Origin of the sequence: Achromobacter pestifer (assembly GCF_902859625.1) — a bacterium.
In the GTDB taxonomy this organism is placed as follows: Bacteria; Pseudomonadota; Gammaproteobacteria; order Burkholderiales; family Burkholderiaceae_B; genus Achromobacter; species Achromobacter pestifer.
Genome location: NZ_CADIJX010000008.1, coordinates 106,494 through 128,051, shown reverse-complemented (window position 1 = coordinate 128,051; position 21,558 = coordinate 106,494). Strand labels below are relative to the sequence as shown.

At 64.3% G+C, this 21,558-nt stretch carries 19 protein-coding genes and 6 tRNA genes; 17 read left to right on the top strand and 8 right to left on the bottom strand.

What is annotated here, in order from left to right; all coding sequences use genetic code 11:
* Positions 1-2 precede the first annotated feature (2 nt).
* Positions 3-1,058, bottom strand: coding sequence for an aldo/keto reductase (locus HV753_RS25535; protein ID WP_175177377.1), 1,056 nt, complete (start codon positions 1,056-1,058; stop codon positions 3-5).
* Between the two features lie 364 nt (positions 1,059-1,422).
* Here HV753_RS25535 and HV753_RS25530 point away from each other — a divergent pair.
* The 9 genes from HV753_RS25530 to HV753_RS25490 all read left to right on the top strand — a co-directional run bounded on the left by HV753_RS25530 (position 1,423) and on the right by HV753_RS25490 (position 6,064).
* Positions 1,423-1,498: transfer RNA gene (locus HV753_RS25530), tRNA-Ala, on the top strand.
* Between the two features lie 41 nt (positions 1,499-1,539).
* Positions 1,540-1,615 (top strand) — tRNA-Glu (locus tag HV753_RS25525).
* 102 nt (positions 1,616-1,717) lie between these two features.
* Positions 1,718-1,794, top strand: a tRNA-Asp gene (locus HV753_RS25520).
* 107 nt (positions 1,795-1,901) lie between these two features.
* Positions 1,902-1,977 (top strand) — tRNA-Ala (locus HV753_RS25515).
* A gap of 47 nt (positions 1,978-2,024) precedes the next feature.
* Positions 2,025-2,100, top strand: a tRNA-Glu gene (locus HV753_RS25510).
* A gap of 70 nt (positions 2,101-2,170) precedes the next feature.
* Positions 2,171-2,247: transfer RNA gene (locus HV753_RS25505), tRNA-Asp, on the top strand.
* Between the two features lie 169 nt (positions 2,248-2,416).
* Positions 2,417-3,931, top strand: a complete 1,515-nt coding sequence (locus HV753_RS25500; RefSeq protein WP_175177376.1) for a helix-turn-helix transcriptional regulator — start codon at positions 2,417-2,419, stop codon at positions 3,929-3,931.
* 250 nt (positions 3,932-4,181) lie between these two features.
* Positions 4,182-5,207 (top strand): biotin synthase BioB, encoded by a 1,026-nt coding sequence (gene bioB / locus HV753_RS25495; protein WP_175177375.1) that lies wholly within the window; start codon positions 4,182-4,184, stop codon positions 5,205-5,207.
* Positions 5,204-6,064: an EamA family transporter gene (locus HV753_RS25490; RefSeq protein ID WP_175177414.1), complete on the top strand. Its 861-nt coding sequence runs from the start codon at positions 5,204-5,206 to the stop codon at positions 6,062-6,064. The genes bioB and HV753_RS25490 overlap by 4 nt, the downstream gene beginning before the upstream one ends.
* An 8-nt stretch (positions 6,065-6,072) precedes the next feature.
* Here the strand turns inward: HV753_RS25490 and HV753_RS25485 are convergent, their stop codons facing one another.
* Entirely contained in the window at positions 6,073-7,461 is a 1,389-nt protein-coding gene (locus tag HV753_RS25485) for an MFS transporter (RefSeq protein ID WP_175177374.1), read from the bottom strand.
* Positions 7,462-7,548: 87 nt separating this feature from the next.
* Complete coding sequence (locus tag HV753_RS25480; protein ID WP_175177373.1) at positions 7,549-8,052, bottom strand: peroxiredoxin; 504 nt, start codon at positions 8,050-8,052, stop codon at positions 7,549-7,551.
* Positions 8,053-8,293: 241 nt separating this feature from the next.
* On the opposite strand from HV753_RS25480, the gene HV753_RS25475 reads away from it, so the two are divergent.
* Entirely contained in the window at positions 8,294-8,719 is a 426-nt protein-coding gene (locus tag HV753_RS25475; RefSeq protein WP_175177372.1) for a hypothetical protein, read from the top strand.
* A 69-nt stretch (positions 8,720-8,788) separates the two neighbouring features.
* Here HV753_RS25475 and HV753_RS25470 read toward each other — a convergent pair whose 3' ends face one another.
* Positions 8,789-9,667, bottom strand: coding sequence for a dienelactone hydrolase family protein (locus tag HV753_RS25470; RefSeq protein WP_175177371.1), 879 nt, complete (start codon positions 9,665-9,667; stop codon positions 8,789-8,791).
* Between the two features lie 64 nt (positions 9,668-9,731).
* Complete coding sequence (locus HV753_RS25465; protein WP_175177370.1) at positions 9,732-13,340, bottom strand: DUF748 domain-containing protein; 3,609 nt, start codon at positions 13,338-13,340, stop codon at positions 9,732-9,734.
* Positions 13,341-13,477: 137 nt separating this feature from the next.
* Here HV753_RS25465 and moaC point away from each other — a divergent pair, with 137 nt between their 5' ends.
* From moaC to HV753_RS25440, 5 genes are read left to right on the top strand one after another with little or no spacing between them, the layout of a single operon-like run.
* The gene (moaC, locus tag HV753_RS25460) at positions 13,478-13,966 is read left to right on the top strand and encodes a cyclic pyranopterin monophosphate synthase MoaC (RefSeq protein WP_175177369.1); all 489 of its coding nucleotides are present in this window, start codon (positions 13,478-13,480) and stop codon (positions 13,964-13,966) included.
* Complete coding sequence (locus HV753_RS25455; protein WP_175177368.1) at positions 13,947-14,198, top strand: MoaD/ThiS family protein; 252 nt, start codon at positions 13,947-13,949, stop codon at positions 14,196-14,198. The genes moaC and HV753_RS25455 overlap by 20 nt, the downstream gene beginning before the upstream one ends.
* Positions 14,199-14,203: 5 nt before the next feature.
* Positions 14,204-14,686 carry a molybdenum cofactor biosynthesis protein MoaE gene (locus HV753_RS25450; RefSeq protein WP_175177367.1) on the top strand — a complete coding sequence of 161 codons (483 nt, stop codon included), beginning with the start codon at positions 14,204-14,206 and terminating at the stop codon, positions 14,684-14,686.
* Entirely contained in the window at positions 14,683-15,210 is a 528-nt protein-coding gene (gene moaB, locus HV753_RS25445; protein ID WP_175177366.1) for a molybdenum cofactor biosynthesis protein B, read from the top strand. The genes HV753_RS25450 and moaB overlap by 4 nt, the downstream gene beginning before the upstream one ends.
* A 3-nt stretch (positions 15,211-15,213) precedes the next feature.
* Positions 15,214-16,419 carry a molybdopterin molybdotransferase MoeA gene (locus HV753_RS25440; RefSeq protein WP_175177365.1) on the top strand — a complete coding sequence of 402 codons (1,206 nt, stop codon included), beginning with the start codon at positions 15,214-15,216 and terminating at the stop codon, positions 16,417-16,419.
* Here HV753_RS25440 and mobA read toward each other — a convergent pair.
* The 3 genes from mobA to HV753_RS25425 form a co-directional block, all read right to left on the bottom strand.
* Positions 16,404-16,952 carry a molybdenum cofactor guanylyltransferase MobA gene (gene mobA / locus HV753_RS25435; RefSeq protein WP_175177413.1) on the bottom strand — a complete coding sequence of 183 codons (549 nt, stop codon included), beginning with the start codon at positions 16,950-16,952 and terminating at the stop codon, positions 16,404-16,406. The genes HV753_RS25440 and mobA overlap by 16 nt on opposite strands.
* Before the next feature lie 61 nt (positions 16,953-17,013).
* The gene (gene moaA, locus HV753_RS25430) at positions 17,014-18,129 is read right to left on the bottom strand and encodes a GTP 3',8-cyclase MoaA (RefSeq protein WP_175177364.1); all 1,116 of its coding nucleotides are present in this window, start codon (positions 18,127-18,129) and stop codon (positions 17,014-17,016) included.
* Positions 18,130-18,178: 49 nt separating this feature from the next.
* The gene (locus tag HV753_RS25425) at positions 18,179-19,258 is read right to left on the bottom strand and encodes a substrate-binding domain-containing protein (protein WP_175177363.1); all 1,080 of its coding nucleotides are present in this window, start codon (positions 19,256-19,258) and stop codon (positions 18,179-18,181) included.
* Positions 19,259-19,416: 158 nt separating this feature from the next.
* Between HV753_RS25425 and HV753_RS25420 the strand changes: the two genes are divergently transcribed.
* Both HV753_RS25420 and HV753_RS25415 read left to right on the top strand, forming a co-directional pair.
* Entirely contained in the window at positions 19,417-19,974 is a 558-nt protein-coding gene (locus HV753_RS25420; protein ID WP_175177362.1) for a formate dehydrogenase subunit gamma, read from the top strand.
* Positions 19,971-21,551: a formate dehydrogenase beta subunit gene (locus HV753_RS25415; protein WP_175177361.1), complete on the top strand. Its 1,581-nt coding sequence runs from the start codon at positions 19,971-19,973 to the stop codon at positions 21,549-21,551. Before HV753_RS25420 ends, HV753_RS25415 begins: the two co-directional genes overlap by 4 nt.
* Positions 21,552-21,558 lie beyond the last annotated feature (7 nt).

The window sequence follows — 21,558 nt, the reverse complement described above, 5'->3', positions numbered from 1 at the left end:
TTTCAGGCGAACAGGTTGGCGGGCAGCTTGGCGCTGTCTTCCGGCGGGCGCACCGGCCCGGTGCCAGCGCCCGTCAGTTCGATCGCCTCGGCGATGGCGTCCAGATCGTCGCCATCCAACTCCAATTCCGCGGCGCCCAACAGCCCATCGACTTGCGCGGCGCTGCGCGCGCCGACAATGGCGCCGGTCACCCCGGGCCATGCCAACGTCCACGCGGCAGCCACCGCCGCCACGGTCGTGCCATGCCGTTCGGCAATGGGCTTGAACGCATCGGCCAACGCCAGATTCCGCGCCAGATTGGGCGGCATGAACTCCGCATGCCGCGAGCGCCAATCGTCCGCCGGAAGCGCACGTGCCCGCTCGGCGGAAAAGCGGCCGGTCAGCAGGCCGGATTGCATCGGGCTGTAGACGATGACGCCGATGTCATGCTCAGCGCACCACGGAATCAGGTCCGCGCCCGCCGTGCGCTGAATCGCCGAGAACGGGGGTTGCAGGGAATCCACATGTCCCACCGTTTCGGCGTCCTGCAATTGCGCCAGGTTGTGGTTCGACAAGCCAATGGCGCCCACCTTGCCCGCCTGCTTCAGGTCCAGCAATTCCTGCCAATAGGTTTCGATCGGCGTGCCGTCGCCTGCCGGCCAATGCATCTGATAAAGGTCGATGCGTTCTATCCCCAACCGTCGCAGTGAATCCTCGATTTCGCGCCGGATACTGGCGGGCGCACCCGTGCGCCGCGGTGGCGCCAGCGGATTGTCGGCCGACCAGGTAAGTCCGCATTTCGTGAAGACATAGGGCCTGTCGGCGGGAGCCATCTGTGCCAGTGCGCGGCGCACGATCTCTTCGGAGTGACCCAGGCCGTATACCGCCGCGGTATCAATCCAGTTGATGCCGCGATCCACCGCAAGGCGAATGGCGGCGATGGAATCCGCGTCATCCTGCGGCCCCCAGCCCACGGCCCAGCCGTTGCCGCCCATTGCCCACGCACCCAGGCCAATGCGCGTGATGTCCATGCCGCTGCGCCCCAACGGCCGAGTGGGAAACGAAGTCTTGTTGCTCATGCCGGAATGCCCATGTGAATGCGACCACACTTTTTTCACGCGAAAGCCGCATGATGAATAAAAAATTTCATCCTCACCATAGCATTCGCACAAGTCGTTGATTTTCCTGAAATCTGCACCAATCGCCTGGCATGTCTCTGTGGTGAAAATGCGCACGAAATGCGCAAAAAAACCGTTCCGGACCCCTTTTTTTGACCGGTTTTACGCTTTTTGCCCCCAAGCGACTTGCACACCCCATTTTGTTCGTGCATAATCTCGTTTCTTCGCCAACGGCACTAAACAAAACCGGCAACGAACTACGAAAAAGCGCACCATAAAACGTGTGTTTCAGTCGTAAAACGTAGCAGGAATTGATTAGAGAAACGGGGGTATAGCTCAGCTGGGAGAGCGCTTGCATGGCATGCAAGAGGTCAGCGGTTCGATCCCGCTTACCTCCACCAGTCAACAGCGAAGAACGTAGTACCAGTATTTGCAAGTCCAAGTCCCCTTCGTCTAGAGGCCTAGGACATCACCCTTTCACGGTGAGTACAGGGGTTCGAATCCCCTAGGGGACGCCAGTTTACTGGCAGCAAGTTGCAGTACCAATGCAGTAAAGCAGTACATAAATACGCAGTAGATAAATGCAGTTGAAGTGACAAAGTAGTTGAGTAAGCCGCTGCGGAGCGGTAGTTCAGTTGGTTAGAATACCGGCCTGTCACGCCGGGGGTCGCGGGTTCGAGCCCCGTCCGCTCCGCCAAAAGCTCTCTCGCTCTGAGTCTTTCAAGAGCTCCGTCTTCGGGGCTTTTTGCTTTTATAGAGTGTGAGACCTTGTTGTTTGAAGTCCGGAACAACATAGGACCCCTGGGGGGTATAGCTCAGCTGGGAGAGCGCTTGCATGGCATGCAAGAGGTCAGCGGTTCGATCCCGCTTACCTCCACCAGTACGCAGTACCGTAGTAAAGTTTTTAGCAGTTCTGTTCAAGTTCAGGTCCCCTTCGTCTAGAGGCCTAGGACATCACCCTTTCACGGTGAGTACAGGGGTTCGAATCCCCTAGGGGACGCCAGCTTTTTTGGCATGTAGTACCAAGCTGCCTTGACACCGCAGTGTAGTGATGAAGTTGAGTACACCGCTGCGGAGCGGTAGTTCAGTTGGTTAGAATACCGGCCTGTCACGCCGGGGGTCGCGGGTTCGAGCCCCGTCCGCTCCGCCAAGCACCTTGTGCTTGATCACATGGCAGTGCATCGCAGAAGCTCCGGATTCCGGAGCTTTTTGCTTTTCTGCGCCCGCCACGCTCTCTACCCTCCTCCCCCACCGCGAAGACTCGTCCGTTTTGCTCTCTGGACAGCATCGTCATGCGCCTTCATCCTGTGTGCTCATGCATGCGAACCGAAGAGGCCTACGTGACCGAAGACGCCGCCGCACCCCAAGCACATCGCCAACACCTCCAAAGCATCATCGCGGGGTTAAATGAAGGCATCATCGTGCTCGAACCTGACGGCGCCATCACCTGGGCCAACGACAGCGCACTAGAACTGCATGGCGTGGAAACGCTGCAAGAGCTGGGCGGCACCCCCGCCGGCTATCGCAAGCGCTATACGCTGACCTATCGCAACCATCACCGCGTATCCGCCCGCCAGTACCCGCTGGACCGACTGGCCGCCGGCGAGCCATTTGATGACCTGCTGCTGGATCTGAGCCGCAAGGACGATGATGAATTTCTGCGGAATCTGCGTGCTCGCGGCCTGAACCTGGACGGCGGCAATGGCGTCGACTACCGCGTCCTGATCCTGCACGACCAGACCGCGCACCTGAACGCCGAACAACGCTTTGAGCGCACCTTCGCCGCCAATCCCGCCCCCGCGCTGATTTGCCGGCTGTCCGATCTGCGCTACGTAAAGGTGAACCAGGGCTTTCTGGAAATGACGGGCTACACGCGCGACACCGTGCTGGGCAAGTCAGCTTATGAACTGGACGTGCTGGACGGCGGCGAAGACAAGGAATCCGCGGTGGCCAAATTGAATGAAGGCCAAACCATCACACAGCGCGAAGGCGTGGTGAAACTGGCGGACGGCGGCGCGAAATTCGTGATGGTCGCAGGCCAGCCCATCGACATGCAGGACGAGCCCTGCATGCTGTTCACCTTCATCGATCTGGAAGCGCGCAAGCGCACTGAACTGGCGCTGCGTGAAAGCGAAGAACGATTCTCCAAAGCCTTTCGCCTGGCTCCGGTGCCAATGGCGGTATGCGAAGGCGACACCCTGCTGGTGCTGGACATCAACGAGGCATTCGCGGCGGCAACCGGCGCATCGCCGACAGACAGCGCGGGCAAGGCGCTGACGGACTTGGGCTTGCAGCCCTACGAGGGCATGAACGCCAGCCTGAAGCGCGGCGAAAGCGCACGCAACCGCGAGGCCACGCTAAGCACGCAGGACGGCGACAAACTGGACTGCCTGGTGTCGGCCGAACCAGTGATGATCGGCGGCCAGCCGCGTCTGCTGATCGTGATGCAGGACATCACGGAGCGCAAACGCTCCGAAACGGAACTATTGGCGGCGATCGAGGCCGTCATGCAGGACACGTCCTGGTTCAGCCGGGGCATCATCGAAAAACTGGCGCAACTGCGCGAGCCCGCCCCCGCCACCCGCGACGTGGCCGAACTGGCGCAACTGACAACGCGCGAACGCGAAGTGCTGGGCTTGCTGTGCCAGGGCCATGATGACGATGGCATCGCCAAGAGCCTGAAACTGTCGCGCAATACCGTGCGCAACCACGTGGCCACGATCTACAGCAAGATTGGCGTGCACCGGCGCAGCGCGGCGATCGTATGGGCACGCGACCGCGGCATCACTGGCCATGAATCGACCCGTATTCGGGACAAACCAGCCTCGAAATAAGCCTGACAGATCCAATTTTACAATTGGAAGCAAAATATCCGAGGTCGCGGCGTCAACGAAGATGACGCCGCGTTAGTCATTGGCGGCGCCCAATATCCTTCATATTCGCTTATTGGCGCGTTAAACCCCTCCATTTCCAGCCCATTGGCCCGCATTGCGCAAACCCGGCGCAGCTTCTTACGATCCGCCGATCCCGTCCTTGCTTTCCGGCAAGCGGCGTGATTCCCGCAAGACCGACAGGAGCCCGTTCATGCAGACCGCCTACATCCCCGTTCCGACGACGACCAAGCACATGCCCGCCCCCGCCTGGAGCGCCGCTGACGTCATCGCGCTTTACGAGCTGCCGTTCATGGATCTGGTGCACCGTGCCCAGCAAACCCACCGCGCCCATTTCGATCCGAACGCCATCCAGTTGTCCAGCCTGCTGTCGATCAAGACCGGTGGCTGCCCCGAGGACTGTGCGTACTGCCCTCAGTCCTCGCACTACGACACCGGACTGGACGCCGACAAGCTGATGCCGCTGGAAGACGTCGTCACTGCCGCCCGCGCCGCCCAGGCAGGCGGTGCGCAACGCTTCTGCATGGGCGCTGCCTGGCGCAGCCCCAAGCCGCACCACCTGGAGGCCGTGGCCGAAATGGTCACGGCGGTGAAGGCGCTGGGCCTGGAAACCTGCGTCACCTTGGGCATGCTGCGCGATGGCCAGGCCGAACAACTGAAAGAAGCCGGGCTGGACTACTACAACCACAATCTGGACACCTCGCCCGAGTTCTACGGCAAGATCATTTCCACCCGGACCTACCAGGACCGCCTGGACACGCTGGACCGCGTGCGCGATGCAGGCATCAACGTCTGTTGCGGCGGCATCGTGGGCATGGGCGAATCCCGGCGCGAGCGCGCCGGCCTGATCGCCCAACTGGCCAGCATGGAGCCTTATCCCGAATCGGTGCCGATCAACAATCTGGTGCAGGTCGAAGGCACGCCGCTGGCCAACGTCGAAGCCCTGGACCCGTTCGAGTTCGTGCGCACCATCGCCGTTGCGCGCATCACCATGCCGCGCGCCGCGGTGCGTCTGTCGGCCGGTCGCGAAACCATGGATGACGCGCTGCAAGCGTTGTGTTTCATGGCGGGCGCCAACTCCATGTTCTACGGCGACGCGCTGCTGACCACCGCCAATCCCCAAATGGAAGCCGACCAGCGCCTGCTGCAACGCTTGGGGATGCATGTCGATGCGTCCCAGCATCAACATCAGCACGCCGACGGCGCCACGTGCCGCTGACACCTGGCGTCCTGTATCTGCTGGCAAGCGTCGCGTGCAGCGTCACCGTCGCGGTACTGCTGAAGCTGGCTCGCCGGTACGACGTGGACGTGCGCCAGGCCATCACCGTGAATTACGCGATGGCCGCCCTGCTCTGCTGGGGCGTGCTGCGCCCGGACCCCGCAACGCTGGTGACGCCGCAGACGCCCTGGCTCGTGCTTGCGGCGCTGGGCGTGTTGCTGCCCAGCGTCTTCCTGGCGATGGCCGTGGCGGTGCGCCATGCCGGCATCGTGCGCAGCGACGCCGCGCAACGCCTGTCGCTCTTCATTCCCCTGCTGGCGGCCTTCCTGCTCTTCGGTGAATCCATCAGCGGCCGCAAGCTGGCGGCGATCCTGATGGCGTTCAGCGCGCTGGCCTGCCTGCTGCGGCGCCCCGCCGCCTCGCAGGGCATCGCGGATAGCCGGGCAGCCTGGCTGTGGCCCCTGGTGGTCTGGGCGGGCTATGGCGTCATCGACATTCTGTTCAAGCAGGTGGCGCGCGCCGGCACCGCCTTCGCTGGAGGCTTGTTGCTGGCCTTTGTCCTGTCAGGTGTGCTGATGCTGGCCTATCTGCTGTACCGCCGGGTGCGTTGGCAATGCCGGCATGTGCTGGCGGGCGTGGCGCTGGGTCTGGCCAACTTCGGCAATATCCTGACCTACATCCGCGCCCATCAGTCGCTGCCCGAGCATCCCGCGCTGGTGTTTGCGTCGATGAACATGGGGGTGATCACGCTGGGCACCCTGGTTGGCGCACTGGCCTTCCGCGAACCGCTGACACGCATCAACGCGCTGGGCATTGCGCTGGCACTGGCCGCCATCGTGCTGATGGCGCCCTGGTAGACGACAGATCAGGTGCCGGTGCGGCGCTCTTGCTCGGCGCTGTCGTCGGCCTGGGGCTCGGCAGCGCCGGCTGCGGGCACATCGGCAGTCGTGGGTTCTGAGGGCGCAGGCGTCGGCGCCGCCGACGGGTCGGGGTGCACCATTTCCATCGCGATATCGTTTTCGGGGTCCACGCGCGGGTCCAGCACGGCCGAGGCCGGCGAGCTTTGCAGCGTATCGGGCATGGCGACAAAGTGCGTGGGAGCTTCATCCACCTGATGCGCACCGGTGACGCGCGTCGGACGCACCTGCCACACCAGAATCAAGGCGCAAGCCGAAATGAAGACGTAATACATGCTGGGACCAGCCAGCGACATCAACAAGCCCGCGACCATGGGGCCGATACAAGCGCCCACGCCATAGGTCATGAGCAACACGGCAGACAGGCTGACGCGGCGTTCGGACTCGACGTGGTCATTCGCGAATGCCGCGCCCAGCGGATACAGCGTGAACTGCAACACGCCAAAGACGCAGGACATGGCCACCAGCGCCCAGTACGGCAGGGTCAGCCAGCCCCACATCACGGTAGGCAGCAGCACCAGCAGCATCGCGTTGAAGCGGATCAGCCCGGCACGGTTGATGCGGTCGGACAGCCAGCCCATCGGCCATTGGGACAACAGGCCGGCAGTGACGGCCGCAGCCACGAAGATCGCCGCCTGCGACGTGGACAAGCCATGCTTGGCGCCGTAGACCGCCGCCAGCCCATAAAAGGCCCCGGACAGATTGCCCGCCACGAACAGCACCGTCATGGATAGCGGTACCCGGCGCATGAAGAAGCGGATATCCAGTGGCGCGGGCAGCGGCGTGGGCGGGTGGGAACGCGCCGTGACGGCGATCGGCACCAGGCACAGCACCAGGCACATGGCCACCAGCGTCAGCGGGCGCAGGTCCAGGGTGGCATAGGCCGTCAGCGCCAATTGCCCCAGCACCGTGCCCAGGCCCGACACCACCATGTAGACCGAAAATACCCGGCCCCGCTGATGGTTTTCAGTCTGCTCGTTGAGCCAGCTTTCGATGACCATGAATTCGGTCACCATCACCACGCCTGAAATCAGACGGAACACCAGCCACAGCGGCATGGAATCAACCAGCGTCTGCGCCAGGATCATGCTCGTGGCGATGGCCGCACAGGCGACGAACGCACGGATGTGACCCACGCGGATGATCAACCGGTGACCGAGCCGCGCGCCACACACCAGACCCAGGTAATAGCCGGCGATCAGAACGCCGATCCACACTTCGCTGACGGACTGCGCCGTCAGGCGCAAGCCCATGTAGGTGTTGAACAGACCCGTGCCGATAAGCATCAGCAAGGTCGCGAAATAGAGCGACGAGAAAGAGGAGATGGTGGCGAGCATGGCGTTGGCAACCGCTGCTGGCATTCACGCGGCGGGCGGCAAAAGGCTGCCCGCCGCGTTGAGCGGTAAAACAGGAACTACGTTGGATCAGGCTTGCGACAACATCGTGGCGGCGTCGCTGACTTCAAACTTGCCAGCCGCTTCCACGTTCAGGTGCTTGACCACACCGTCGACGATCAGCGCCGAGTAGCGCTGCGAACGCACGCCCATGCCGCGCGCGATCAGGTCCAGTTCCAGACCCAGTTCCTTGGTCCACAGCGCCGAGCCGTCGGCCAACATGCGAACCTTGCCTTCCGTCTTTTGCTCGCGGCCCCAGGCGCCCATGACGAAAGCGTCGTTGACCGACACGCACCAGATCTCGTCCACGCCCTTGGCCTTCAGCGCGGCAGCTTGCTCCACGTAGCCCGGCAGATGCTTGGCCGAGCAGGTCGGGGTGAAGGCGCCCGGCAGGGCGAACAGGGCAATGGTCTTGCCGCGGGTCAGGTCTGCAACCTGGAACGCATTGGGACCCAGCGAGCAGCCGGCGGATTCGGTTTCGATGAATTCGGTCAGGGTGCCATCCGGCACGCGGTCGCCGACTTTGATCGTCATGGTGATCTCCAGAATAATTGGGGGGTGATGCATTGAGGCAGGAGCGCCTCACATCCTCCATCATAGTTCCTGCGCGGCCGGCCTGCTGCCGGCAAGACGCCGGGAAAAGAAGATGCACAGTCTGAAACGACTCAACACTCCAGTCTCACGGCCTGGAAACGGCTGATTGCCATAATGTTGCAGTAACCCTCGCCCGTCCGAACCGCTGGCTGGCTCGCGGGCATCACGCGGAGATTCACCAATGCGCACGATCTTGACAGGCCTGGCCTGGGTTCTGGCCACCGCCGCCGCTCCGACCTGGGCCGCACCCGACGCCGCCGAACAAGCCCAATATGATTCCTTCGTGACCGCCGCTGGCGCCTCCAATGGCGCAGCCCGCGCCTGCGGCGCCTCGGAACCCGATCTGGCCCAGCACCAGGCCACGTCGAAGACGAACCTGACGCAGTACGCGAAGGAATACGGTTTTTCGTCGAACCGCTACGACACCCTTTATCAACAGGGCCTGGCCGAAGGCAAAACCATGATGGACGAGATGAAGCGCTCGAACGTGGATGGATGCCGGGGCGTACTGGGCAGCTTCCAGAACGAGCGCGTCATGAGCTACGAGGACATGAAGAATGCCCTGGCGGAAGTCAGCGATGGCCTGCCAGGGGAGAGCGCGCAGTGAATCTGGCGAGGAGATAGGGAAAAGGGATAGGGGTAAAGGGATAGGGGCGGCGTACACCGCCCCGCCCGATCAGAGCCCGTTCTGCTTGAACCAATCCAACATGCGGGTCCACGCCTGCTCGGCCTCGGCCTTGCGATAAGACGGCCGGTAGTCCGCATGAAACGCATGCGGGGCGTCTGGGTACACATCGATCCTGGACGCCTTCGCCGCCGCCGGCCCCTTGGCCAGTTCGATCCGCATGCGGTCCACGTCCGTCTGCGGAATGCCGGCGTCCTTGCCACCGTAAGCCCCCAGCACGGGCGCCTTCAGATCATTCACCAGGCTTAGCACCGACTTGGGCTTCAGTTCGCTGGGTTCGCCCGCCAATTGGCCGTAGAACGCCGCGCCCGCCTTGAGCTTCGGGTTATGCGCCGCATACAACCACACCTGGCGGCCGCCCCAGCAGAACCCCACGATGCCGAGCTTGTCCGCGTCGCCGCCATTGGCCGCCGCCCACTTGGCGGTCGCGTCCAGGTCGCCCTGGACCTGCGAATCCGGCACCTTGCCGATGATCTCGGCCTGCAACTTCGGAATCTCGGTGTACTTCGACGGATCGCCTTGGCGCGCGAAAAGCTCGGGCGCAATGGCCAGATAGCCCAGGTGGGCCAAGCGGCGGCACACGTCCTGAATGTACTCGTGCACGCCGAAAATCTCCGACACCACAATCACCGTGGCCAGGCCCTTCTTGCCTTGTGGCGCCGCGCGATACGCGGGCATCTTGCCATCCGCCGTCGGGATATCAATCTTGCCCGCCAACAACCCCTTGGCGTCCGTGGCTATCGCCGTCTGGGCGACGGCCGTGCCGGCCGCCAGCGAAAAGCCCGCGGCCACCGTCGTGGCAATGAAGCCTCGCCGGTCCAGCCGCAGAGGCGGCAGCAGGCTGTCGAAGTGCGCGTCCTGATCTTTCATTGAAAATCTCCTGGCAAAAGCGTGGCCGGGGGACGCGGCGCGTACCCCCGATGACCTGCTGGTTTCACTTCAGGGAGAAGTCCACGCGCGAGGGTTGCCCCTCGTCCTTGATGCCGTCCGCGTCCAGCTGCGGCGCAACGATGAACACTCGATCCGCGAGTCCTTCCTGGGCTTGCAACTTCTCATACACCGCCTGCGCGCGCGCATCCGCCAGTTGGCGCAACTGCTCGTCACCCACCGGCGCCACGCTGCGCAGCATTGCTTCCATCTGGTCCGCAGGAACAGACTTGGACATGCCGATGAAATTGCGCGGCTTGTCCTTGATGTCCGTATCGTCGTAGACCTCTTCCAGATACTTGGTCCGTTCGGCGGCAGACACCTGCACGCCTGCCGCACTGGGCTTCTTGCCGCGCGGCGTGGTGGCGGCGGCCTTGGCGGCGCGGATCTGGCCGTCGACCCAGGCTTGACGCAGGCCTTCCATGTCGGTCTTGGGATCGGCGCGGCCGCTGATGTCCATCTTCAGCGCCGGACGATCCGTCAACGCCTTGATCAGCGTGTCGATGCGCTGAACGGAATCGTCGGTCAACACCGCGCTGCCCGGCGCGAATTCCACATAGGACAATTCTTCGCCGCCGCCGAAGGCCGAGGCCAACAGGCTGAACGGCGACGTCACGGCCTTGACCACCAGATTCAACAGCACGCGCACCACAATGCCGCCCACCGAGAATTCAGGGTCGTCCAGGGAACCGGAGATCGGCAGATTGATGTCAATATTGCCGCGCGAGTCCTTCAAGAGCGCCACGGCCAGCAACACCGGCAACTTGGTGGCATCCGGACTGTTGGTCTTGTCGCCGAAGGTCAGCTGGTTCAACACCACGTGGTTGGAGGCCTGCAACGCCCGGTCCTTGATCTTGTATTCCAGGTCCACCGAGAGCTTGCCGCGCTTGATCGGATAGCCCACGTACTTGGCCGAATAGGTATTGAAGCGAGGCAGGTCCACGCCCTTGGCCGACGCCTTCAGGTCCAGCGTCAGGAACTTGGCGAAGGGCTGCACGATGCCGCTGATCGACAGGGGCGCCGTGGTGTACACGCGGCCCGTGACCTTGACTTTGGCGGGCTGCGGATTGGTGGACGACACCGCCGTGATCGCGCCCTCGATGGCCGAGAGCTCGGCCACGTAATTGGGTTTGACGAAGCGATCGGTGAACGTCATGCGGCCGCGCGACAGCGTGACACTGTTGACCGAGATATCCGGCATGCCGGCGCTGGCGCTGCTCTTGGCGGCGGGCGTCGGCGCGGGGGGAGCGGCCTGTCTGCCCGGCGTCTGCGTATCTTGCGTGATGGAGCCGCCCGCCTGCCCAGGCGCTGCCACCAGGTCCATGACATTCAGGCGGCCCTGCGCATTCAGCAGGATCCGGCCGTAAAAGTCTTCCAGCGCGATGTCGCCCAGCTTGGCACCGATCTTGTCGCCCGCCACCGAGATGTCCATGCCGGAAAAGCCCAGCCGCTTCCAGTTCAGGAAGTCGTCGTTGTTGACCCGATCTTGCAGGTCGACGCCCGTGACCTCGACACCGCCCTTCCAATTGACCTTCATCGGCGCATTGCCCGCGGCAGCGGCAAAGTCCACATCGCCCTTCGCCCCCAGCGTGATGGCACGCACCGTGGCGTTCAGGCTGGAAGCCGCATATGGCGCAAAGGATGCGACGTTCAGTTCGGACAGGTCCACGGACGATTTCAGCGTCAGCGGTTGCGGCGTGAACATGCCTTTCAGATCCAGCTTGCCGTTGCCTTGAATGCCCGCGGCGGCCAGCGTGAAATTGGTTTGTCCAGGCCCCATCGCCAGCCGGTCAGCGGTGACGTGCAGCGTTTGCAAGGCAATGTCCAGCGCGGGCTTGAGCGATTCGTCGCGCGCCTTGAATTGAGCCAAGTCAGCCTGCACGGCCGTTGCGGAAGCATCCACGACGCCGTTCTTCTCCAGCACGTGCACCTGCGCCGTCGCGCCCAGACGGCCATCCAGCAGCACGATCGGAGCCACGCTGCGCACCGCGGGCGCCAAGGGAGCCAAGGCCACATTTCCCAATTTCACGCCCAATTCCAGCGACAGCGGCTTCAAGACCAACGGCCCCTTGGCGCGGATCCAGCCCCCATCGGTGCTGTTGTCCACGGTCAACCACAGGTTGACGGGCTGGTCCTTGACCTCTGGAATCGTCACGCCTTCCACCGTCACGGCCATGCCGGTCATCACGTAGTCCAGCTTGCTGATCGCATCGGTGATGTAGAGCTCGCCCTCATGCAGGTTGAAGGCATCCAGCGTGACCTTCCATTCCGCCGGGGCGGCAGGCGGTGCCGGCGGAACGGTGGCGTCCGGGCTGGCCGGCGCGGAGGCAGCCGCTGTGGCAGGCGTGGCGGGCGTGGCTGGGGTGGCTGGGGTGGCTGGGGTGGCTGGGGTGGCTGGGGTGGTGGCGGCGGGAGCAGCCGGCGGCGTTTCAGCGGGTGCCGTGGCCTGGGCGGGCGTCTTTGACGCATCGGCCTTCGGCGCCACCTTCAATCCGACATCCCGCCTCAGCTTATCGGCCACCGGCGTTTCTTCCGGCGCCACGCCGCCCAGTTCCTTCAGTTTGGCAACCACGTCCTGCCAGTTCAGGTGCTCATTGGCGTAGCGGCGCACGTTGATCTGCGGCGCCCACAGCCCCACTTCGCCCACGTACACCTGGCGCGCGATTGGCTCCAGTTCCAGTCGGGAGACGGTCAGGGCGCTCCAGGCGATCAGGCCTTCGCCAGCGGTGTCGCGCAGATCGAAGCGCCGCAGGCCCAGGTCGCCCACCACGCGGATCTTGGGCGGCGCATCCTTGGGTTGCTCGAACACGACTTGCAGATTGGAGTCCAACAGCGCGCTGTCCAGCTTGAACGGCAGCGGCATCGGCCAGACGTCCGCCCACTTCTCCAGTTGCAGGCCATTGAACGCGACACGCAGCGTCGAAGACGGCACCTTGTCGAACGGGCGGGCCACGCCGGTCAGGTCGAACGGACTGCCGTTGATGCGCAGGTGCAGCCGCGGCTGCACGTCGATATCGGTGGCGTAACCGAAGGTGGAGATGAACGGCACGCCCACGCCCAATTCATCGATGACCTGCTTGCGGCCCGTGACCTTGTCGTCCAGCGTGATGGTGCCGCCTTCGATCACCATGTTGTTCAGCGAAAACCGGGGTGGGCCGGCATCCGGCTTGGGCGGTTCGGCGGGCTGAGCGGCCGTCATTTCGGCCACTCGTTGCTGTATGTCAGAGAAATTGAAGCGCGTGACGTCTTCGCGAACGATAGCGATGTTAGGCTGACGCAGCGTCAAACGATCGACAACCGGCGCGAACCAGAACAGGGAGCTCCACGCCGCACTGGCATCCAGTTCGGACAACGACAGCAACGGCGTCTGCGACCCGGGCTGGGCCACCGCCAGGTCGCGGGCACGGACAGTCAGGGTGAACGGGTTGAAGCTGATCTTGCCGACGGAAATCTCACGGCCGATCATCTTTGAGACGTCCCCGGTCAGGACGTTATGCAGGACTTTGGGAACTTGCCAGGCAGCAATGCCGCACAGGATCAGTGCGAACGCCACGATGCCCAGAAGGATCTTGCCGGCGCGGCGGGTGAACCGAAGCTTGGGCATCCGCAAGGGCATCGCGAGTCTCCTGATACGAGTTGAAGGCGATTATCGCGCCCCGGTTAGCGCTCGTCTATCATAGGCGTAACAGCGGCCCCTCCCGGCCAGCCGGGACCGCTCTTTTCAAACATTAACAATTCTCGATCCCGATTCCCATGCCACCCTCCACCCCCACCTTGAGTCACCTGGATGAATCCGGCCAGGTCCGCATGGTCGACGTCATCGCCAAGACGGATTCCGAGCGCGTCGCGATCGCCACCGCCAGCGTGCGCATGAACGCGGTGGCCTACGGTCTGCTGACTCAGCCGGGCCGAGGCAAGGGCGAAGTGCTCAACACCGCGCGCGTGGCCGCCGTTCTGGCCGCCAAGCGCTGCGCCGAGCTGATTCCGCTGTGCCATAGCCTGCCCCTGGCGTTTGTCGGCATCGACTTCTCGTTGGACGATGCCGCGCACCGCATCGACATCCTGGCCACCTGCCGCACCAGCTACAAAACGGGTGTGGAAATGGAAGCCATGATGGCATGCAGCGTGGCCGCGCTGACCATCTACGACATGTGCAAGGCCGCGGACAAAGGCATCGTGGTCGAACAAGTACGCCTTAAGTACAAGGCGGGAGGAAAAAGCGGTGAATGGCGCAACGATTAATCTTCTGTACTTCGCCCGCGTGGCCGAGCTTGTCGGCAAGCGCACGGAAAACTGGCCCCTGAATGGCGAATCCACGGGCGCGCAACTGCTGGCCGCGCTGGGCGAACGTTATCCCCAGCTGGCACCCGCCTCGCGCCTGAAATTGGCCATCAACCAAACTCACTCCAAGCCCACTGCCCCGATCCGCCCCGGCGACGAGGTTGCGGTGTTTGAACCCGTGACCGGAGGTTGAGCGCCATGATCTGCGTCCAGGAAGCCGATTTCGACGGCGCCGCGCTGACGGCTGCGCTCCGCGCGAGCGCAGGCCCCGGCGTGGGCGGCATCGTCACCTTCGTGGGCTATGTACGCGACTACGCGCCCGATTCGCCCACCGACACGCTCTTTCTTGAGCACTATCCCGGCATGTGCGAACGCGAGCTTGAAGCCATCGCCGCGACCGCCCGCGACCGCTGGAACCTGGACGGCACGGTGATCGTGCACCGGGTGGGCGCCTTGTCCCGCAATGCCCAGATCGTGTTCGTCGCGGCGGCCAGCGCGCACCGTGGCGACGCCTTCCGCGGCTGCGAATTCATCATTGACGCGCTCAAGACCCGCGCGCCCTTCTGGAAGCGCGAGACGCTTTCGGGCGGCGACAGCTTCTGGGTCGAACAGCGCCAATCCGACCAGGACCGTACGGATGCCTGGGATGCAGACACTGCTTCGAAGAAGGAACACCCATGAGCGAAGAAAGCCCCATCCCCCTGTCGCTGGCTTGCGCCGTGCTGACCGTCAGCGACACCCGCAGCGCGGGGGACGACACGTCTGGCAACCTGCTTGCCCACAGCCTGGCGCATGCTGGCCACCAATGCGTGCGCCGCGATATCGTCCGCGACGACATCTATCAGATCCGCCGCGTCATCAGCGACTGGATCGCCGACCCCGAAGTGCAGATCATCCTGACGACGGGCGGCACGGGCTTCTCGCATCGCGACCACACGCCGGAAGCCATCCTGCCGCTGCTGGACCGCGAAATCCCCGGCTTCGGTGAACTGTTCCGCCAGATTTCCTACACCGAGATCGGCAGCTCCACCCTCCAGTCGCGTGCGTTCGCGGGTTCAGCCAATCAGACGCTGATCTTCTGCCTGCCCGGTTCCAACAATGCGTGCGAAACCGCTTGGGCGCAGATCCTGCGCGAACAGCTCGACAGCAGCCATCGGCCCTGCAATTTCGCCACGCATTTCAAGCCTCAACCAGAAGACAACTGACCCATGCTGGATTTTGATCAAGCGCAGACCCTGCTGGCCAATGCCGCGGGGCCGCTGCAACGCTGCGAAGACATTGGCCTGAATGACGCTGCCGGCCGCGTGCTGGCGACCGATCTGACGGCCACCGTGGACATCCCTCCGGCAGACAACAGCGCCATGGACGGCTACGCCTTGCGTGTGGCCGACTGGCGTGCCGGCGGCCGCCTGCCCATCCAGCAGCGCTGCTATGCGGGCGACGTCCCAGAACCCCTTAAACCCGGCCACGCGATACGCCTGTTCACCGGCAGCCTGGTTCCCGATGGCGCCGATACCGTCGTCATGCAGGAAGACACCGTCGAAGCCGACAACCAGGTGGAGATCACGCGCCAGCCCGCCCCAAACCAGCACATCCGCCGCCGTGGTGAAGACACGATGGCCGGCGCCCCGCTGCTGGCGGCCGGCACGATGCTCCAGGCCGCGCATGTGGCGCTGCTGGCCTCGCAAGGACTGGCCAGCGTGCCGGTGGTGAGCCAATTGCGCGTCGGCATCCTGACCACCGGCGACGAACTCGTGCCGCCCGGAACGCCGCGCGCGCCAGAACAGATCTACAACTCGAACGGCCCCATGCTGGCTGCGCTGGTGCGCGGCCTGGGCGCCCTGCCCGTGCACGTGCTGCATGCACGCGATACCGAAGCCGACCTGGTGGCCGCCTTCACGACATTGCTGGCCGACTGCGATCTGGTCCTGAGCGTGGGCGGCGTGTCGGTCGGTGAACGTGATCTGGTCAAGCCCGCGCTGGCGGCGCTGGGCGGCGAGCTGTCGCTATGGAAAGTGCGCATGAAGCCGGGCAAGCCGGTGGCACTGGCGCAAATCGGCGGCAAGCCCATCGTCAGCCTGCCGGGCAATCCGGTGTCGGCCTATGCCGTGTTCGCCATGCTGGTGTCGCCACTTGCGCGGCGCATGCAAGGGCGCGAAGAGATCTTTCCGCCGATCAGCCTGCTGCCGCTGCGCACCGAGCATCCGCGCCAAGACGGCCGTGAGGAATTCCTGCGCGTTCAACGGCGCACAGCCGACGACGGCAGTGGTGAATTGGTGCCCTACGGCCATCAGGGGTCGGGCGTGATCAGTTCAATGCCCTGGGCAACGGGTCTGGCGCGCTTGCCGGCCGATGTGCAGGTCAACGACATGGACCGCGTGCCGTACTACGACCTGCGTCACTGGCTGGCGTAGCGTTCGGCCGCGGCCAGCTCCTCGGGGGTATTGACGTTCATGAAAGCGTCGGGCGCGTCATCAAAACGCGCTTCGACGCCGCCCGCTCGGGCTTGCCATAGGCCGACCTTGCGGTCGCCCCCCAGCAGATAGGCTCGAAGATGCGGCAGCAGCGACGTGCGCACCGCCATGCAAGCGGAATGGCGTTGGCCATTGGCCACCGCATAGGCCAGCGGCACCTCGGCCGATGCGGCCGCGCCGATCAGCCGAGCGGCCAGATCCCGGGGCAGGAACGGCGTGTCGCATGGCGCCACCACCAGCCAATCGTCTGAAGCGGCGGCGGCAAGCCCCGCCGCGATGCCCAACAACGGGCCCTGAAAGGTCCCCAGATCGGCTTCGCCGTCTTCCACCACCTGCCCGTATGGTGCGTAACGATCCTGGTGGCGGTTGGCGCTGATGATCAGCCGGCCCACTTGCGGCGCCAGCCGGAGCGCCACGTGCGCCACCAGCGGCTGGCCGCACAGGGCGACAAGCCCCTTGTCCTGCTGGTTCATGCGGGAGCCTTGCCCGCCGGCCAGGATCAGGCCGGCGACGCCCGCGTGCGGCAACGAGGCCTCAGCCACCGATATAGCTCATTTCGACTTTGCGCCCTGGGTCCGGCGTGGGGGTCGCGAGGTTGCGGCCGCGCAGTTCCGAGTAGTGGTCATCGCGCGTGCCCCAAATGCCCGACAGGATGCCGGCCAATTCGGCGTCGCTTGCGCCATCGCGCAGCGGCGCGCGCAAGTCGTGCCCTTCGTGTGCGAACAGGCACAGGAACAGCTTGCCTTCCGGCGACAGGCGCGCGCGCGTACAGCCACCACAGAAGGCATGGGTGACGCTGGAAATGACGCCGATTTCGCCGCCGCCATCCTGATAGCGCCAGCGCTCGGCCACTCGACCCATTTCACTCGTCTGCACAGGTTCCAGCGGATAGGCCGCGCCGATCCGATCCAACACTTCCTGGCTGGGAATCACTTCGGCAAGGTTCCAGCCGTTGCTGTTGCCGACGTCCATGTACTCGATGAAACGCAAGATATGCCCGCTATGGCGGAAGCGTTCGGCCATCGGCAGGATCTGCGTGTCGTTCAGGCCGCGCCGCACCACCATGTTGACCTTGACGGGGGCCAAGCCCGCGTCGGCCGCCGCATCGATGCCACGCAGCACGTCGTCAGGCGTGAAGCCGCTGTCGCTCATGCCTTGGAACATGGCGGCGTCCAGGGCATCCAGGCTGACGGTGACGCGCGTCAATCCTGCTGCCTTCAGCGCGGCGGCCTTGCGTGCCAGCATGCTGCCGTTGGTCGTCAAGGTCAGGTCCAGCGGCTGGCCGGCGGGCGTGCGCAAGCCGGCCAACATGCCCACCAGGTTTTCGATGTGCTTGCGCAGCAGCGGCTCGCCGCCGGTCAGGCGGATCTTTTCCACGCCCAGTTGCGTGAAAATGCCTGCAAGCCGGCTGATCTCTTCAAAAGACAGCAGGTCTGAATGCGGCATGAATGTGTAGCTGCTGTCGAAGACTTCGCGCGGCATGCAATACGTGCAGCGGAAGTTGCAGCGATCCGTCACCGAGATCCGCAAATCGCGCAAGGGGCGCGCGCGCTGATCCAGCGCCGGCTGCCCGTGCGGCGGCAATTCGCCGGGCGCGGGCCAGGCCGGACGGTCGTTCCGGCGGTCGGCAAGGAAAATCACTTTACTCATGGGGTCATCATATCCCGGCGCGGGTATCCCGGCGTGGCTCGCCGCGCGTTCACGCGAACGCCTCTTCCAAGGTTTGTAACCGCCCGGTGTCCTGGGCGTCGTAGCCGATCAGTTGCCCAACGTAGCCCACGTAATCGGGGCCACGCATGATGGACAGCAAGTCTTGCATGGCGGGAGTCTCCAGCGACGATTTGCGAATGGCAAAGAAATAGCGTTCCCGCACCAGAGGAATGAAGTCCAGCCCAAAGCGGCAGGCGGCCGTCTCGACGCCAACGCCGGTGTCCGCCATGCCGCTGGCGATGTGCGCGGCGATGGCCATATGCGTGAATTCGTTGGTTTCGTACCCCTGCACTTCGCCGATGGACACGCCGGCTCTCTGCAACATCAGGCCCACCAGATAGCGGGTGCTGGACCCAATCTGGCGATTCACGAAGCGCACGTCGGCGCGCGCCAGATCCGCCATGCCGTGGATTTGCTTGGGATTGCCCGGGGTGACGAATAGTCCCGTATTGCGCACGGCCAGATGGATCAGCACGTATTCATCGGCATGCAGCCATTGCGCATAGCGTTCCATGATGGGCGATTCAAAATCGCCCAGGGGCACCTGGAACCCGGCCAGATCGCACTCATGCCGTTCCAGCGAGGCCAGTGCCTCGATCGCCGTGCGGTAGCGTAGCTCCAGCCCGGGCTTGCGGCCGCTCATGTGCTGCATCAGCGACTCCACCGCGAAGCCGTGACTGGCGTGCAGGCGCAGGTGCGGCCCGCTTTCCGGTAGCAGGCGCTCAAGCTCTTCTTGCAGTTCGGACGCCATGCTGTCCAGCGTGGGCATCAGCCGCGCCTCGATGCGTCGATTGGCCCATAGCAAGCGCTGCGCAAACGGCGCCAATTGCGTGCCCTGGCGCCGGTTGGTGATCAGCAGCTGCGTGCCGAAGATGCCTTCAAAACGGCGCAGCACGCCCCAGGCATGCCGGTACGACAGACCACAGGCGCGACAGGCGCCCGCGATGTTGCCCGTGGCATCGATGGCGGCCAGCAAGGCCAGCATGTCTTGCAACGACACGGGCGCTGAATCGTCGTCACCGCCCAATGTCCATTGCGCGCGCAGCCCGATACGGAACTTATATGTCATTTATTTCTTATTGAAGGCGATGAATTACGTGGTTAGAGTACACAAATAACGGGCAGGACGGGATTTTTTTATGTTCAAAAAAACATATTAAATATCCCGCATCCCACCCAACACAACAGACCCCAGGACGGGGCCCAGCAATACTGGAGGAGACCACCGTGCATCAGCGCGAGGCAAAATCCGACTTGGCGTCCAGCGGCGGAGCCCGGGGCGGCAAACTGGCTCTGGACGCAGCCCAGGCGTCCCCCACTCCCGCCATCGCGGCCACCGCGCGCGTGCTTGCGCAGCTGCAACACCTGCCCGGCCCGTTGCTGCCGGTGCTGCACGGGGTGCAGCACGAACTAGGCTGTATTCCGGCCGAGGCGGTGCAAACCATCGCCGAGGCCCTGAACCTGTCCCGCGCCGAAGTCCACGGCGTCATCACTTTCTACCCCCACTTCCGCAGCGAACCGGCCGCGCGCCATACGCTGGAGGTCTGTCGCGCCGAATCCTGTCAGGCGATGGGTGGCGAACACCTGGCCGCCCATGCGCGCGCCAAGCTGGGCTGCGATTTCCATGCCAGCACCGCGGACGGCAATTTCACGCTGGAACCTGTGTATTGCCTGGGCCTGTGCGCCCAATCACCCGCAGTCATGATTGACGGCCAGCCGCATGCCCGAGTGACCCCCGACAAGCTCGACCGCCTGCTGACCCGCACGCTGGAGGCCACGTCATGAGCGCCCCCATCGTCATCTACGTACCGCGCGACGCCGCGGCCCTGGCCATGGACGCCGACGCGGTGGCCCGTGACATTGAACGCATCGCAGACGAGCGCGGCCTATCCGTGCAGGTGGTGCGCAATGGCTCGCGCGGGCTGCTGTGGCTGGAACCCCTGGTCGAGATTGCGACCCCCGACGGCCGCGTGGCCTACGGGCCGGTTGCGCCGGAAGACGTCACCGCGCTGTTCGACGCCGGTTGGCTGACGGGCGGCGCGCATCCCTTGTGCCTGGGCCTGACCGAAGCCATCCCGTACCTGAAGCACCAGGAACGCCTGACCTTCGCCCGCGTGGGCGTGATCGACCCCTTGTCCTTGCAGGACTATGCGGCGCACGGCGGCCTGGCCGGCCTGAAGCGGGCGCTGTCCATGGCACCCGCGCAGATCGTCGACGAAATGGTCACGTCGGGTTTGCGCGGCCGTGGCGGCGCGGCCTTCCCGACCGGCATCAAATGGAAGACGGTTGCGGGGTCGCCCAGCGACCAGAAGTACATCGTCTGCAACGCCGACGAGGGCGATTCGGGCACGTTTGCCGACCGCCTGTTGATGGAAGGCGACCCCTACGTGCTGATCGAAGGCATGACCATCGCCGGCCTGGCGGTCGGCGCGACCTACGGCTACGTCTACGTGCGCTCGGAATACCCCCACGCCATCGCCACGCTTGAAGCCGCCATCGCGCGGGCACGCACGGTGGGTTGGCTGGGCCGCGACGTGCACGGCAGCGGCCGCCAGTTCGACATGGAAGTCCGCACCGGCGCGGGCGCCTACATCTGCGGCGAAGAAACATCCTTGCTGGAAAGCCTGGAGGGCAAGCGCGGCGTGGTGCGCGCCAAGCCGCCGCTGCCGGCGATATCCGGCTTGTTCGGCAAGCCCACTGTCATCAATAACGTGATCTCGCTGGCCACGGTGCCGATCATCCTGGCCAAGGGCGCGGCGTACTACCGCGACTACGGCGTGGGCCGCTCGCACGGCACGCTGCCCTTTCAACTGGCCGGCAACCTCAAGCAAGGCGGCCTGGTGGAAAAGGCCTTCGGCCTGAGCCTGCGCGACCTGCTGTATGAATTCGGCGGCGGCAGCGCCTCGGGGCGCCCGTTGCGCGCGGTTCAGGTGGGCGGCCCCCTGGGTGCGTATCTACCGGAATCGCAATGGGATGTGCCGCTGGACTACGAAGCCTATATCCAGATTTCCGCGATGATCGGCCACGGTGGACTGGTGGCGTTTGACGACACCGTGGACATGGCTCGCATGGCCCGCTACGCGATGGAGTTCTGTGCCATCGAGTCCTGTGGCAAATGCACGCCTTGCCGCATTGGCTCGACCCGTGGCGTCGAAACCCTGGACAAGATCGCGGCGGGCGGATCCGACGCGAAACAGCGCGAACAGCAGGTCCATCTGCTGCGCGACCTGTGCGACACGATGATGGGCGGTTCGCTCTGCGCATTGGGGGGCATGGCGCCCTACCCGGTGCTGTCGGCGCTGAACCACTTTCCGCAGGACTTCGGCATCGAGTCCTCCCAGTCTGCCGCGCACGCGGCCTGAACCCGAG